Genomic DNA, 13,408 nt, shown 5'->3' with positions numbered 1-13,408 from the left:
AAAAGGGGGATTTTTATCTGCTGGAAGAAATCAGCTGAGGTGTGAAAGTGAATCTTTCCTTGCAAGTGAGACTGGAAGACTTTCTAATCCTCTTAAAAAAGCATTTTTTCTCCATTTCAACTCTTCTGGCGTTACCGTAAGTTCAATTTGCGGAAATCGTTTCAGCAGTGCGTTAAACGCAATTTGCCCTTCCAATCTTGCCAGCGGCGCTCCTAAACAGAAGTGTATCCCAAAGCCGAAAGAGATATGCCGATTAGGTGTTCTGGTTATATCGAATGTTTCTGGATTTTCAAATCGTTCAGGATCTCGATTGGCAGAACCGATTCCTATAAAAATCATGTCTCCCTTTTTGATAGAATGGCCTTGGTAGGAGAAGTCTTCAATGGCCCACCGATTTGCCATCATAACGACAGGGGAGGTGTAGCGCAGCAATTCTTCAACGGCTGTATCTATCATTTCAGGATGCTGTTTCAGTTTCTCTAATTCTTCCTTGTGCTGAAGCAATGCAAGGGTGCCAGATCCGATTAAGTTAACCGTCGTTTCAAGTCCTGCTACCACCAAAAGGAACAGCATAGAGTAAAGTTCTTTTTCACTTAACGTTTGGCCGTCTTCTTCAGCATGCACAAGTTTACTGATCAAATCGTCTTTTGGCTGTATTCTTCTTTCATGAATTAACTTGCCAACATAGTCTTTAAACTCCCGAAGAGCCTGATTGGTCAGTTCTCGGTTGGCCTCTGAAGTATCAACCATGGCATTGGTCCATATTTGAAACTGTGCCCGATCCTCTTTCGGTATGCCCATCATTTCAGAAATCACGATAAACGGTAACGGAGAGGCAAAGGATGCCATAAAGTCTGTTTCATTCTCTTTTTCCATGTCATCTAACAATCGTTCAGTAATTTGTTCGATGCTGATGCGTAGATTTTCAATGGCGCGGGGGGTAAATGCTTGGTGAACCAGTGACCTTAAACGAGTATGGTCAGGTGTGTCTTTTGCCAGCATATGATCTGATACAAAATCAACGTCTTCACTGACATTGAGCATTTCAATTTGTTCTTTACTCATTACATTTTTAACGTCTCTTGTAATTCGGTTGTCTTTAAGAAATGCCATGCAATCATCGTAACGGGTGATTAACCACGCCGGATATGTACTTCCAAAACGGTGTAATTCGAATCGATGAATGGGTGCGTGTTCTCTAAAACGGCCTAAAACTGAAAAGGGGTTTTCATGAAACTCTTTAGCATGCGGATGAAACATCAAATTTTCCATTTTCCATTCTCCTCGCCTAATAGATTAAGACAGATGCATTTATTCAGTTTAGACCAGATGTAAAAGAAAGCTTTGCGCAATCTGTATAACAGAATCCCATTGGAAACGACAACCTGTTATGTCTAAAACTATATATCTATTTTAGGTGCCGTTCAATAGTTTTGGGACGAAAATATCGGCTTGCGGGTAAGGAAATGATTCCATGCAAAAAAGCGCCTTTGGGGCAATTTCAAAGGCGCTGTATTCTTTCGACCAGGTGAAAGTTTCTTCATTTGTTTTGTACATCAATAGTATATACCGCACGATCTGTCAGTACCTTCAATCCGCCATTTTCTTGGTGAATGTGAATATCCCCTAATAAAGGAATTTCATAAGCGTTCTGCGGAAGCGGTACGTCTCCAGCTTCAGTAAAGGTTGTTCCTTCGCCTTCCAGGACGAGTTCGTCATTTGCAACGTAGTCGTCAGGGTGGTTTGCGCTGCGTATGCCCACTTTTTGAAGGTGAAGAACAATCTGATCCAAATCTGAAATCTCGTCTTGGTTATTGGTCAGTTCGCCTTTTCTAATATCAAGCGTCTGGCCGATCCGCTCTCTCAACCATTCAGAAAGCTCAGTGTTGTTGAGTGCCATCAGTCATTCCTCCTTTTGATCTATACTGTAACTATTCCCAATTGTTTTATGTTTTACACTCTGCTGGGATATACCGGCTTATGTATGCTAAAAAACACTGCTGACCCTTTAACGAACCAGCAGTGTTCACGAAGATCATGAAATCTTATTCACCAGGAATAGCTTTCTCAGCATTGATTGCTCCGGCACCGTAAATATTCGGGTCTTCGCCTGTCCATTTATCAGCCCCATTTTTAAGCAGCTCTTTCACTTCGTCCGGCGTAAGATCTGGATTTTGCTGGAGTATTAAGGCTGCGATTCCCGCACAGATCGGCGTTGCCATTGATGTCCCCGACATTGTAAAATAATGAGACCCTACACGGCTTGATTTTTGCAGCTTATCGATATATGAATTCGGTGAGCGAAGGGAAATGATGTTTACGCCCGGTGCTAAAATATCGGGCTTTTCTTTCCCGTATACAGTCGGTCCGCGGCTTGAGAAAGAAGCAACTGTATCATCTTCGCTGCTTCCTGTATTGTTATCGTCAAACGCACCGACAGTAATGACTTTTTCGCTTACACCAGGGCTTGAAATAGTCTGCTGATCAGGGCCAGAATTTCCGGCAGCAACACAGACGACAATCCCGGCGTTCCAAGCTTCTTCAACTGCTTTGACTAAAGGATCTTCTAGTTCATTGTCATAACGCAGCGCATCGCCGCCAAGGGACATGCTGATAATATCAATTGGTTCATCCGGATTGTCTTCATTATATTGAATGCACCATTCGACGCCTTCAATAATGTCCGCTAACGTGCCTGAACCTTGTTTGTTCAGCACTTTTACTCCGATTAAATTGGCTTCCGGTGCAGGGCCGCGGTAACGGCCGGAAGACGACGCGCCGCTGCTTGCGACATCACCTGCGCAGTGTGTGCCATGTCCATTATCATCATACGGCTCTGTTTTTTGGTTTACCATATCGGCAAAGCCAATAATTCTTCCCTCTAAGTCAGGGTGCGGGTAGATTCCTGTATCGACTACTGCGACTGTAACGCCTTTACCGGTTAAGGTTTGCCCGCTTCTGACGACTTCCTTTGCATGGCTTGCTTCGGCTGCTGTGTCAAGAAGCGCTTTGACTTCGCGGTTTAAATACACTTTGCGAATATCGCTGCATTCAGAAAGAAGAGAATGCAATGCTGAAGGGGTAACCTCTGCGCTGCAGCAATTGATTTTGTTAAAACGGTTTTTTAGCTTGCTGCGTTTTTCTTTTTGTAAAACCCGTCCCGCCATTTGAAAGCCGGCCTCATGGCAGCCTTCCTCGAATTCAATGATGACCGACATTTTTTTTCTGTTTTTTAATTTTGTTTCAAAAAACTGATGTAAAAAGCAAGGAGTCCACTTGAAGGGCTTGTAGAGCTGCAAGACGCTTTCACGCAATGGCCAATCAAGCTTATGAGCGTTTGCTCTCACCATTTGTACCATAGAGTAGCCAAACATAGATTTTCCTCCTATTATGAAGTTCTCTGTATACTCTATGAGTGGATCATATGTTTGGTAAGTTTGTTTGTCCTTTAGAGGAGGCGGACAAGAGTTTGTTTTTATGAATCTTTTGAATCTGATACGAAAGAATCATGTGTACTGTTAATCATTGGGTATTGAAAAAGAACGTTTGTTCGTATTATCATTTATATATATCAAACAGGAGGAGCGATAATCGTATGAATATCTTCTTACGCCAGTCTTTGGAAGATCAGATACCAATCAGCATTATATATATGAAGAAAGACGGCACCATAACAAAAAGAACGATTATCGTCAGGCAGAAAAGCAAAACACAAATTAAAGCTTTTTGTTTTACGAACCATCAGATCAGAACGTTTTTATTAGACTCTATCCTCTCCTGTGACTTTGTGCGAACAAGGAAGCAAGAACCCCGGTTCGCAGGACTATAACAGGCCGTCCGCTTCAGCATCCCGGACAGCCTGGTTTTTAGTAAAACCTTCCTTATTCCTCTATACATTTAATTACCAAGTGAGGTTATTCCTACCTTTTTCGTTTTTCCTCTCAATCTTTTTTCACTGATATTTGAATATAACCGCTGATAAATGTGACATTCAATTGATTTTTTGAAACCGGGAACTTTTTCACTGATGATATGGTGTATACAATGGTAAGATAAAACCTATTGACTATACCTCATATAATGAACCTTGCCATTCTTGTGAAAGGAGTTTAACATGAGAAGATTTTTACTAAATGTCATATTAGTCTTAGCCATAGTCTTATTCATAAGATATGTTCATTACTCATTAGAACCTGAACCATCCAACCAGCCGGATACATATTCAAATTTCAGCAGTCTGGCAGAGAATGAGGACCCTGCTGATTATGATATTTCTTATCAAGAGAAAAAAGGGAGCAAAGTTTTAATCATGTCTCCGCACGGCGGAAGAATTGAAGGCGGAGTAAGTGAGCTTGTGCGTTATTTCAACGATGACTACTCGACTTACCTGTTTGAGGGCTTAAAGTCACATGGTAATCAAACGCTGCACATTACAAGCACCAACTTTGATGAGCCATTGGCTGAAGAGAAGATCAAGGAGCACCAGTACGTTGTCGCTTTTCACGGATATAAAGGAGAAAAGAAAAATACACTTGTCGGAGGAACAGACCGTAAGCGGGCGAAAATGATTGTCAGAGCTCTTGAAAAAAGAGGGTTTTCCGCTGAATTAGCGTCCTCTCAAAGCGGCCTTGCAGGATTAAGTGCAGATAACATTAATAACCAGGGGGAAACCGGGCTGAGTATCCAGCTGGAAATCAGCCGTGAACAGAGAGAAGCCTTTTTTGATGATTTTTACTATAAAGATAGGAAATACACGAAAACCAGTGAATTCTACTCTTATGTCCGGGCGATAAAACATGTACTTGAAAAAGAATATTCCTAATAAGCAAATCAGAGGACAAAATCAAGGAAGATCAGTAGACTGAAATGGAATCCATTGAAGGAGGCAATCAAATGGCAGATCATCATTTTTATTTAAAAGCGAATTGGCCGGGAAAACGCAATGATGTCGGCACAATCGAAAGCGGGAATCTCATCACGTCTATTTCTATTCCTAAAGAAATGGACGGACCGGGGGAGGGGACCAACCCGGATGAAATGCTTCTCGGGGCAGCGGCAACCTGTTATATTATTACGCTTGCTGCTATGATGGAAAGAAGCGGACTGGAAAAAGAAGATCTGCAGATGGAATCAGAAGGCATAGTCGATGTGACAAGAGGGATCTTTACATACAAAAAAATCATTCACCGCCCCGCAGTAGTCCTCAGACACGATGCCTCAGAAGAAGACGTTGCGTTAGCCCACAAGCTTTGTGAAAAAGCGGAGTCTTCCTGCATGATATCACGAGCTATTCAAGGAAACGTCGAACTGCAGCTGGAAGCTTCTGTAAAAATATCGGAGCAATCATAAAAAAGCAGACGGTCACTGACAGGCCGTCTGCTTTTTTTCTTTATTAGGGGCTTTTGACTGATTTAACAGCACAACGCCTACAATAACGAGTGTCAGCCCAAATATACCCTTCAAGCTGATGGTTTCGCCAAAAAGCAAAAAACCGACTACAGCTGTAAGCGCCGTCCCGATACCGGACCAAGTGGCGTAAGCGCTTGATAAGTCTATGGTTCTTAAAGAAAAGCTTAAAAACGTGAAGGCGGACAGAAATCCGGCAGCCACTCCGATAATAGGCCAGAATTGCGTAAAGCCTTCGGAGAGTTTGAGCATTGTGCTCCCAAATACCTCAGATAATATGGCAAGAGCCAAATAAAGAAATCCTCTCATATACAACACTCCCTTACTGCCAATTAAGCAGCACAACACCTGAAATTAATAGAGCAATCCCAATAAGTCCTTTTACATTCAGTTTTTCCTTGAAAAATTTCGCACCGATAACGGCCGTCAGCACCGTACCCACGCCGCTCCATGTCGCATATGAAAGGCTTAGAGGGATGCGGTTTAAGGTAAGCGACAGCATATAAAAGGCAAGGGAATAACCAATCACGACCAATGCGCTCGGCTTCCACTTTTTGAAGCCATCAGACACTTTCAGCATGGCCGCTCCGATTGATTCTGAGCATATGGCAATTGTGAGGAATAAATAACCGATCATCATCGTAATCCTCCTCACTCAAAATATGATAAATGTAAGTTAATGAAAAGATCATCAGCTAGAAAAATATTAGTGCAAACCTATGTATGAGTCAAGAGATTCATTTCAACTCAGATTCGGGGGATAAAAAAGACCCCTTTTATAAGGGGTCTGCCGGGTTTAGTAGTAATACGGGTACGGGGGATAAGGATACCCGCCATAAAAATAAGGGTTAAATAAAGCACTTCCTACAAGTCCGCCTACCAGCCCGCCAAAAAAAGGTCCTCCGTAAAATCCAAACGGCCGTCCAAAGCCATAGCCATAGCCAAACCCAGGTCTTCCAAATCCAAAACCTGGCCGTCCAAACCCGTAGCCGAACCCTGGTCTGCCAAAGATTCTTGCATCATTTTCATCAATGAAATATTCCGCTTCGTTCATTTTTTTCTTCCTCCAATAATAAAGTATAGATGATGCAGTGTATTCAGCCTACCCAAATTTGATTGGGCGTTCAGCTGAAAAAGAAGGAGAGTGAATTGATTGGGCCTGTATCAGTCTGACTGGGCCATGGCGCCGCCTCACGTACATGCTTATCGTGCTAAAACAACCAGTGAACAGGGGCATTATCATATCATTGAAGGTTTTACTCAGCCGGCAAACGGAACGAATACGGATCGCCATACACACTACTTCACTGGGATTACTTCGTTTGAAAATGGTCATTTCCACCGCTATTACGGGATCTCGGGCCCTGCCATTCCCAGGGCTGACGGCACACATTATCACAAAATTGAAGAAAACACTTATCTCGCTTATAACGAGCCGATTCAGATCCGTTACGGAGGCGTAGTGTACGATCCCCGAAATAACAGCAGAAAAACGCATCGCCATCATTTGAAAGGCAAGACACGGGAAATTGTCGGAAATGAGCCTCTTGGCTGGTAGAAGAAATGTTTACTGCTGCAAAAAAAGGGCAAAATGGATAGGTGGTTATATATGATGAGTGCTATAATGGGGGGAGATTTGTAAAAGAGAGTGATACATAGTGAAAAATAACAAACAGCCCGTTGTCATATTAGTCGGACCAACGGCAGTGGGGAAAACCAATTTAAGCATTCAGCTTGCTAAGGCTTTGAACGCGGAAATTATCAGCGGAGATTCCATGCAGGTTTATAAAGGAATGGACATCGGGACAGCTAAAATCTCTGAACAGGAGACAGAAGGTGTGCCGCATCATCTGATTGACATTCTAGACCCGGCAGATTCTTTTTCCACCGCGGATTATCAAGGCTTGGTCAGAAATAAAATCAGCGAGATCGCAAAAAAAGGAAAGCTTCCGATGATTGTAGGCGGTACGGGGCTTTACATTCAATCCGTCCTTTACGATTATACCTTTACGGAAGAGGCGAACGATCCGGCGTTTCGGGAAGAAATGCAGAAGGCTGCGTCGCAGGAGGGGGCTGAATTCCTTCATGCTAAGCTGGCTGCGGCTGATCCGGAAGCAGCAAAAGCGATTCATCCGAATAATACAAGAAGAGTGATTCGCGCGCTGGAGATTTTACATACATCTGGTAAAACGATGTCCCAGCATTTAAAAGAGCAAAAGCGGGAGCTGCTGTACAATGCTGTATTAATCGGGCTTACAATGGACAGAGACACGCTTTACGACAGGATTAATCAGCGAGTCGATCTGATGATGGAAGCCGGACTTCTTCCGGAAGTGAAACAGCTCTACGACCGAAAATTGAGAGACTGTCAATCGATACAGGCGATCGGCTACAAGGAGCTGTACGCATATTTTGACGGATTTGTGACACTTTCTGAGGCTGTCGAGCAATTAAAACAAAACTCCAGACGGTATGCGAAACGCCAGCTGACGTGGTTTCGCAACAAAATGCCGGTTGACTGGTTCGATATGACCCCGCCTGTTGATATGGAGCTGAAAAAAAAGGAAATTTTCACATATATAGCAGGAAAACTGCAACTTTAATCGAAACTGTATGATATAGAGAATCAAGGAGGACGAAACATGAAACCGATTAATATTCAGGATCAGTTTTTGAATCAAATCCGCAAAGAAAATACGTATGTCACTGTTTTTTTACTGAACGGCTTTCAATTGCGCGGCCAGGTGAAAGGCTTTGATAACTTTACCGTATTGCTAGAATCGGAAGGTAAGCAGCAGCTTATATATAAACATGCGATCTCGACTTTTGCACCGCAAAAAAACGTCCAGCTTGAATTAGAATAGACCATAAAGATAAAACGAAATAGAAGAACCTCGGGCTTTCAGTCCGAGGTTTTTTGTGTCGCAGAAATTCCTATAGAGATTACAAAAAATATAGGAAATTGGTTATTTGTGTAAAACCCCTATTGTTGTACAATGATTTGTGATCATGCTGGAAAGGGGAGAGGAGAATGATTCACAAACGAAAACGTGCCATATCATGCGGTCTGGTGTTTTTCTTAACATTGCTGTTTGTCACGCTGCCGGTATCTAAAACTTGGGCTGCAAGCGTAAATGGCACGCTGATGCAGTACTTTGAATGGTACCTGCCTAATGACGGACAACATTGGAAACGCTTGCAAGAAGATGCGGGGCATTTATCTGAAATTGGAATCACTGCTGTATGGATTCCGCCTGCATACAAAGGAACGAGTCAATCTGACAATGGATATGGCCCATATGATTTGTACGATTTAGGAGAATTTCAGCAAAAAGGGACGATGCGCACAAAATACGGCACAAAACCGGAGCTTCAGTCAGCGATCAGCTCCCTGCATTCGCAAAACATTCAAGTATACGGTGATGTTGTTTTGAATCATAAGGCAGGCGCGGATGCAACGGAAGATGTAACCGCGGTCGAAGTGAATCCAAACGATAGAAATCAGGAAACATCAGGAGAGTATCAAATAAAAGCATGGACAGGCTTTCATTACCCGGGCCGCGGAAGCACGTACAGCGATTTTAAGTGGCATTGGTACCATTTCGACGGAGCGGATTGGGACGAATCCCGAAAGCTGAACCGCATCTATAAGTTTCGAGGGGATGGAAAGGCATGGGATTGGGAAGTATCAAGGGAAAACGGCAACTACGATTATTTGATGTATGCAGACGTTGACTATGATCATCCGGATGTTGTCGCAGAAACGAAAAGATGGGGTACCTGGTATGCAAACGAGCTTCAACTCGACGGTTTTCGGCTCGACGCTGTTAAACATATTAAATTTTCTTTTCTGAGTGATTGGGTAAAGGCAGTCAGACAATCAACAGGAAAGGAAATGTTTACAGTTGCAGAGTATTGGCAAAATAACCTGAACGAGCTCGAAAACTATTTGAATAAAACTGATTTTAAGCAATCTGTTTTTGATGTCCCGCTTCACTATCATTTGCAGGCTGCATCCTCACAGGGGGGCGGCTATGATATGAGACATTTGCTGGATGGCACTGTCGTATCGAAGCATCCGATGCAAGCGGTAACATTTGTGGAAAATCATGATACACAGCCGGGGCAATCATTGGAGTCGACTGTACAAACATGGTTTAAGCCCCTCGCTTATGCCTTCATTTTAACAAGAGAGGCTGGTTACCCGCAGGTTTTCTATGGAGATATGTATGGAACAAAGGGTTCATCGTCAAGGGAAATTCCGTCGCTCAAAAATAAAATAGAACCCATTTTAAAAGCGCGTAAACATTATGCATACGGGACCCAGCATGATTATTTTGACCATGAGGATGTGATTGGCTGGACGAGGGAAGGTGATCAATCGGCCGCCCAATCAGGATTGGCTGCATTAATCACAGACGGTCCTGGCGGGTCAAAGAGGATGTACGTCGGAAAGCAAAATGCCGGCGAGGCATGGTATGACATTACTGGGAACCGCTCCGATCCTGTTACGATTCATTCTGATGGATGGGGAGAGTTTCATGTAAACGGAGGTTCAGTATCCATTTATGTACAGAAGCAAGAAAGGGAGGGGCTGAAAGGCTAACACAGCACCTCTCTTGTTTTTTATCTTGCTAGGTCTTTTTTATAATGAGAACATAAGAAGGGGGAAAGTGTATATAATGTAAAAAATTTGAACGTGAGAGGAGTGAACGAATGTTTTCTGAATCTGAAGCGGAGTTGAGACGAATCAGAATTGCACTTGTCTGGATTGCTGTGTTCTTATTGTTTGGTGCGTGCGGGAGAGATGAAACAGTGATTGAAACAGATAGCGGAGATTCTTATGAAACGCCCCAGCCAAGTTCATTTCCGCTCGAAAATAATCATTTTGGAATCGTAAATGACGGCAATATAGAAATTTATGAGTATAATGAGGCTGATAACAAGGTAAAGCTTAAAAAAGCGTTTCCGTCTGATGAGCTTGAATAAAATTCACAAGCATGGAATTTTACAAAGCAGACGCAGATCGCTAAACTGAATACTGACACAGAACATACAGAGGGTGAAATGATGAAGCATAAGATTATTGTCAATCACTGGGAAGAAATCTGTGAAGACGATTCCTGCTATGAATATGGAACGAGTATTATTGTTAATGGAAAAGAATTAATCAGAGAAGCCTCAATTATAAGCGCGTTGAAGGCAGTTTTAGAAGAAATCGGCGCTGATGCAGAAATAGAAGAAACAGTCGAAAGCGAAAAATGCTGTGACAGTATAAGAAAAAAAAATCTAGACTACTAAGCAGTTTTTTTTCATGTTATGATATACATCGGCTTAAAAACGACACTTCGAGTAGGATGAGAGATGATTCTCGTTCTGCTCTCTTTTTTGGGCCCTGATGAGGGTGCCAGAGAGAAAATATGAATTTTTTATTAAAACGAATCTATATATTGTGTTTTTGCCAGAGGGTAGTATACTATATATAGTGTTAGTGGTTGAGAGATTCATATTTTTTGATAGGTCGTGATAAAACGTGGTACAAATCATATTTGATTCAAAAACAGGGAATGTTCAGCGCTTTGTGAATAAAATAGACTTTCAGCAAATACGCAAGGTGGACGAAATTGACCACCTGGACACTCCGTTTGTTTTGGTCACCTACACGACAAACTTCGGCCAGGTACCGGCATCAACACAATCATTTCTCGAAAAATACGCCCATCTCTTATTAGGGGTCGCTGCGAGCGGCAATAAAGTATGGGGCGATAACTTTGCGAAAAGCGCCGATACCATTTCAAGACAATATCAGGTGCCGATTTTGCACAAATTTGAACTCAGCGGCACATCTAAAGACGTTGAATTGTTTACTCAGGAGGTAGAAAGAGTTGTCACAAAATCAAGTGCCAAAATGGATCCAATTAAATAACGAAATCATGATCCAAAAAGATGGAAAATTCCAGTTTGATAAGGATAAAGAGGCTGTACATAGTTATTTTGTAGACTATATCAATCAAAACACAGTTTACTTTCACGATCTAAAAGAGAAGCTGGATTATTTGATTGAAAATCAATACTACGAAGAGGAATTCTTAAGCCTTTATTCTTTTGAAGACATTAAAGAAGTGTTTAAGACAGCTTACGCTAAGAAGTTTCGTTTTCCTTCCTTCATGAGTGCGTTTAAATTCTATAATGACTATGCTTTGAAAACGAATGACAAGAAAAGAATCCTCGAGCGTTATGAGGATCGGATCTCAATTGTTGCGCTGTTCTTCGCAAACGGGGACACTGAGAAAGCAAAAGAATATGTGAACCTAATGATCAATCAGGAATATCAGCCGAGTACACCGACATTTTTGAACGCCGGCAGAAAACGCCGCGGTGAACTGGTGAGCTGCTTCTTGCTCGAAGTCAATGATTCATTAAATGATATTTCAAGAGCGATCGATATCTCCATGCAGCTTTCTAAACTGGGCGGCGGGGTTTCTCTTAACCTGTCCAAGCTTCGCGCGAAAGGTGAAGCCATCAAAGATGTTGAAAATGCCACAAAAGGTGTTGTAGGCGTCATGAAGCTTCTTGATAACGCGTTCCGTTATGCTGACCAAATGGGACAAAGACAAGGATCTGGTGCGGCGTATTTAAACATTTTCCACCGCGATATCAATGATTTTCTCGATACGAAAAAGATTTCTGCCGACGAGGATGTGCGCGTCAAAACACTTTCTATCGGTGTAGTCATTCCGGACAAGTTCGTTGAGCTTGCGCGTGAGGACAAAGCGGCTTATGTATTCTATCCGCATACCATCTATAAAGAGTACGGACAGCACATGGACGAAATGGACATGAATGAAATGTACGACAAGTTCGTCGACAACCCTAGGGTGAAAAAAGAGAAAATCAACCCGCGGAAATTGCTCGAAAAACTGGCGGTGCTTCGTTCTGAATCAGGCTATCCATACATCATGTTCCAGGATAATGTCAACAAAGTACATGCGAATAACCATATTTCAAAGGTGAAATTTTCTAATCTTTGCTCTGAAGTGCTGCAGGCATCTCAGGTTTCTTCTTACACTGACTACGATGTAGAAGATGAAATCGGTTTGGATATTTCCTGCAACCTGGGATCGCTTAACATTCTCAACGTGATGGAGCACAAATCGATCGAAAAGACTGTTAAGCTTGCGACTGATTCCTTAACTCACGTATCTGAAACGACTGATATCCGTAATGCACCTGCTGTAAGACGGGCAAACAAAGCGATGAAATCAATCGGTCTCGGCGCTATGAACCTTCACGGATACCTTGCGCAAAACGGCATCGCGTATGAAAGTCCAGAAGCGCGCGACTTTGCGAACACATTCTTTATGATGGTGAACTTCTACTCTATCCAGCGTTCTGCAGAGATCGCAAAAGAGAAGGGCGAGACGTTTGATCAATATGAAGGATCAACCTATGCAACTGGTGAATACTTCGATAAATACGTTTCAACTGATTTCTCGCCGAAATACGAAAAAATCGCAAATCTATTTGAAGGTATGCATATCCCGACGACAGAGGACTGGAAACAATTAAAAGCATTTGTGGCTGAACACGGCATGTATCACAGCTACAGATTATGCATTGCGCCGACAGGCTCGATTTCATACGTTCAGTCAAGCACGGCATCTGTCATGCCGATTATGGAACGGATTGAAGAAAGAACATACGGCAACTCAAAAACGTACTACCCAATGCCTGGGCTTGCATCTAATAACTGGTTCTTCTACAAAGAAGCCTATGATATGGATATGTTCAAAGTCGTAGATATGATCGCGACAATCCAGCAGCACGTTGATCAGGGAATCAGCTTTACATTGTTCCTAAAAGATACAATGACGACTCGTGATTTAAACCGGATTGATTTGTATGCACATCACAGAGGAATTAAAACCATTTACTATGCAAGAACGAAAGATACTGGGCAAGACAGCTGCCTTTCTTGTGTTGTTTGATTAAAGGAGAGTTT

17 protein-coding genes are annotated in these 13,408 nt (G+C 42.5%); 11 read left to right on the top strand and 6 right to left on the bottom strand.

Going from position 1 to position 13,408, the window contains the following annotated elements:
• Window positions 1-30: 30 nt before the first annotated feature.
• The 3 genes from ACQVGS_RS12845 to aprX all read right to left on the bottom strand — a co-directional run bounded on the left by ACQVGS_RS12845 (window position 31) and on the right by aprX (window position 3,374).
• Window positions 31-1,272 carry a cytochrome P450 family protein gene (locus ACQVGS_RS12845; protein ID WP_491830283.1) on the bottom strand — a complete coding sequence of 414 codons (1,242 nt, stop codon included), beginning with the start codon at window positions 1,270-1,272 and terminating at the stop codon, window positions 31-33.
• Between the two features lie 268 nt (window positions 1,273-1,540).
• Window positions 1,541-1,900, bottom strand: coding sequence for a protein YmzB (gene ymzB, locus ACQVGS_RS12840; RefSeq protein ID WP_024121485.1), 360 nt, complete (start codon window positions 1,898-1,900; stop codon window positions 1,541-1,543).
• Window positions 1,901-2,045: 145 nt separating this feature from the next.
• Window positions 2,046-3,374, bottom strand: coding sequence for a serine protease AprX (gene aprX, locus ACQVGS_RS12835; RefSeq protein WP_151175046.1), 1,329 nt, complete (start codon window positions 3,372-3,374; stop codon window positions 2,046-2,048).
• 221 nt (window positions 3,375-3,595) lie between these two features.
• Between aprX and ACQVGS_RS12830 the strand changes: the two genes are divergently transcribed.
• The 3 genes from ACQVGS_RS12830 to ACQVGS_RS12820 all read left to right on the top strand — a co-directional run bounded on the left by ACQVGS_RS12830 (window position 3,596) and on the right by ACQVGS_RS12820 (window position 5,349).
• A complete protein-coding gene (locus ACQVGS_RS12830) occupies window positions 3,596-3,829 on the top strand; it encodes a WYL domain-containing protein (RefSeq protein ID WP_326230056.1) in 234 nt (77 codons plus the stop codon).
• Between the two features lie 285 nt (window positions 3,830-4,114).
• Entirely contained in the window at window positions 4,115-4,822 is a 708-nt protein-coding gene (locus ACQVGS_RS12825) for a poly-gamma-glutamate hydrolase family protein (RefSeq protein WP_106020797.1), read from the top strand.
• A gap of 71 nt (window positions 4,823-4,893) precedes the next feature.
• Window positions 4,894-5,349: an OsmC family protein gene (locus ACQVGS_RS12820; protein WP_101863296.1), complete on the top strand. Its 456-nt coding sequence runs from the start codon at window positions 4,894-4,896 to the stop codon at window positions 5,347-5,349.
• Window positions 5,350-5,361: 12 nt separating this feature from the next.
• Here ACQVGS_RS12820 and erbB read toward each other — a convergent pair whose 3' ends face one another.
• From erbB to ymaG, 3 genes are all read right to left on the bottom strand, one after another.
• Window positions 5,362-5,715: an SMR family multidrug efflux transporter EbrB gene (erbB, locus tag ACQVGS_RS12815; RefSeq protein WP_106020799.1), complete on the bottom strand. Its 354-nt coding sequence runs from the start codon at window positions 5,713-5,715 to the stop codon at window positions 5,362-5,364.
• 13 nt (window positions 5,716-5,728) lie between these two features.
• A complete protein-coding gene (gene ebrA, locus ACQVGS_RS12810; RefSeq protein WP_024121491.1) occupies window positions 5,729-6,046 on the bottom strand; it encodes a multidrug efflux SMR transporter subunit EbrA in 318 nt (105 codons plus the stop codon).
• Between the two features lie 156 nt (window positions 6,047-6,202).
• Window positions 6,203-6,460 carry an inner spore coat protein YmaG gene (gene ymaG, locus ACQVGS_RS12805; RefSeq protein ID WP_106020801.1) on the bottom strand — a complete coding sequence of 86 codons (258 nt, stop codon included), beginning with the start codon at window positions 6,458-6,460 and terminating at the stop codon, window positions 6,203-6,205.
• 126 nt (window positions 6,461-6,586) lie between these two features.
• On the opposite strand from ymaG, the gene ACQVGS_RS12800 reads away from it, so the two are divergent.
• The 8 genes from ACQVGS_RS12800 (at window position 6,587) to nrdE (ending at window position 13,394) form a co-directional block, all read left to right on the top strand.
• Entirely contained in the window at window positions 6,587-6,964 is a 378-nt protein-coding gene (locus ACQVGS_RS12800; protein WP_240671154.1) for a YmaF family protein, read from the top strand.
• Window positions 6,965-7,064: 100 nt separating this feature from the next.
• The gene (gene miaA / locus ACQVGS_RS12795) at window positions 7,065-8,009 is read left to right on the top strand and encodes a tRNA (adenosine(37)-N6)-dimethylallyltransferase MiaA (RefSeq protein WP_491830282.1); all 945 of its coding nucleotides are present in this window, start codon (window positions 7,065-7,067) and stop codon (window positions 8,007-8,009) included.
• Window positions 8,010-8,048: 39 nt separating this feature from the next.
• Window positions 8,049-8,270, top strand: coding sequence for an RNA chaperone Hfq (gene hfq / locus ACQVGS_RS12790; protein ID WP_003221097.1), 222 nt, complete (start codon window positions 8,049-8,051; stop codon window positions 8,268-8,270).
• 167 nt (window positions 8,271-8,437) lie between these two features.
• Window positions 8,438-10,012, top strand: coding sequence for an alpha-amylase (gene amyS, locus ACQVGS_RS12785; RefSeq protein WP_127695160.1), 1,575 nt, complete (start codon window positions 8,438-8,440; stop codon window positions 10,010-10,012).
• A gap of 110 nt (window positions 10,013-10,122) precedes the next feature.
• The gene (locus ACQVGS_RS12780; protein WP_024121496.1) at window positions 10,123-10,395 is read left to right on the top strand and encodes a YmzC family protein; all 273 of its coding nucleotides are present in this window, start codon (window positions 10,123-10,125) and stop codon (window positions 10,393-10,395) included.
• Between the two features lie 81 nt (window positions 10,396-10,476).
• Window positions 10,477-10,707: a hypothetical protein gene (locus tag ACQVGS_RS12775; RefSeq protein ID WP_024121497.1), complete on the top strand. Its 231-nt coding sequence runs from the start codon at window positions 10,477-10,479 to the stop codon at window positions 10,705-10,707.
• Window positions 10,708-10,939: 232 nt separating this feature from the next.
• Window positions 10,940-11,332: a class Ib ribonucleoside-diphosphate reductase assembly flavoprotein NrdI gene (nrdI, locus tag ACQVGS_RS12770; protein WP_491830281.1), complete on the top strand. Its 393-nt coding sequence runs from the start codon at window positions 10,940-10,942 to the stop codon at window positions 11,330-11,332.
• Window positions 11,292-13,394 carry a class 1b ribonucleoside-diphosphate reductase subunit alpha gene (gene nrdE / locus ACQVGS_RS12765; protein WP_024121499.1) on the top strand — a complete coding sequence of 701 codons (2,103 nt, stop codon included), beginning with the start codon at window positions 11,292-11,294 and terminating at the stop codon, window positions 13,392-13,394. The genes nrdI and nrdE overlap by 41 nt, the downstream gene beginning before the upstream one ends.
• Window positions 13,395-13,408: the final 14 nt, after the last annotated feature.

It is taken from the genome of Bacillus sp. SD127 (genome assembly GCF_058566445.1).
The sequence above is the reverse complement of the archived record's forward strand: the minus strand, read 5'-3'. Positions and strand labels throughout refer to the sequence as shown.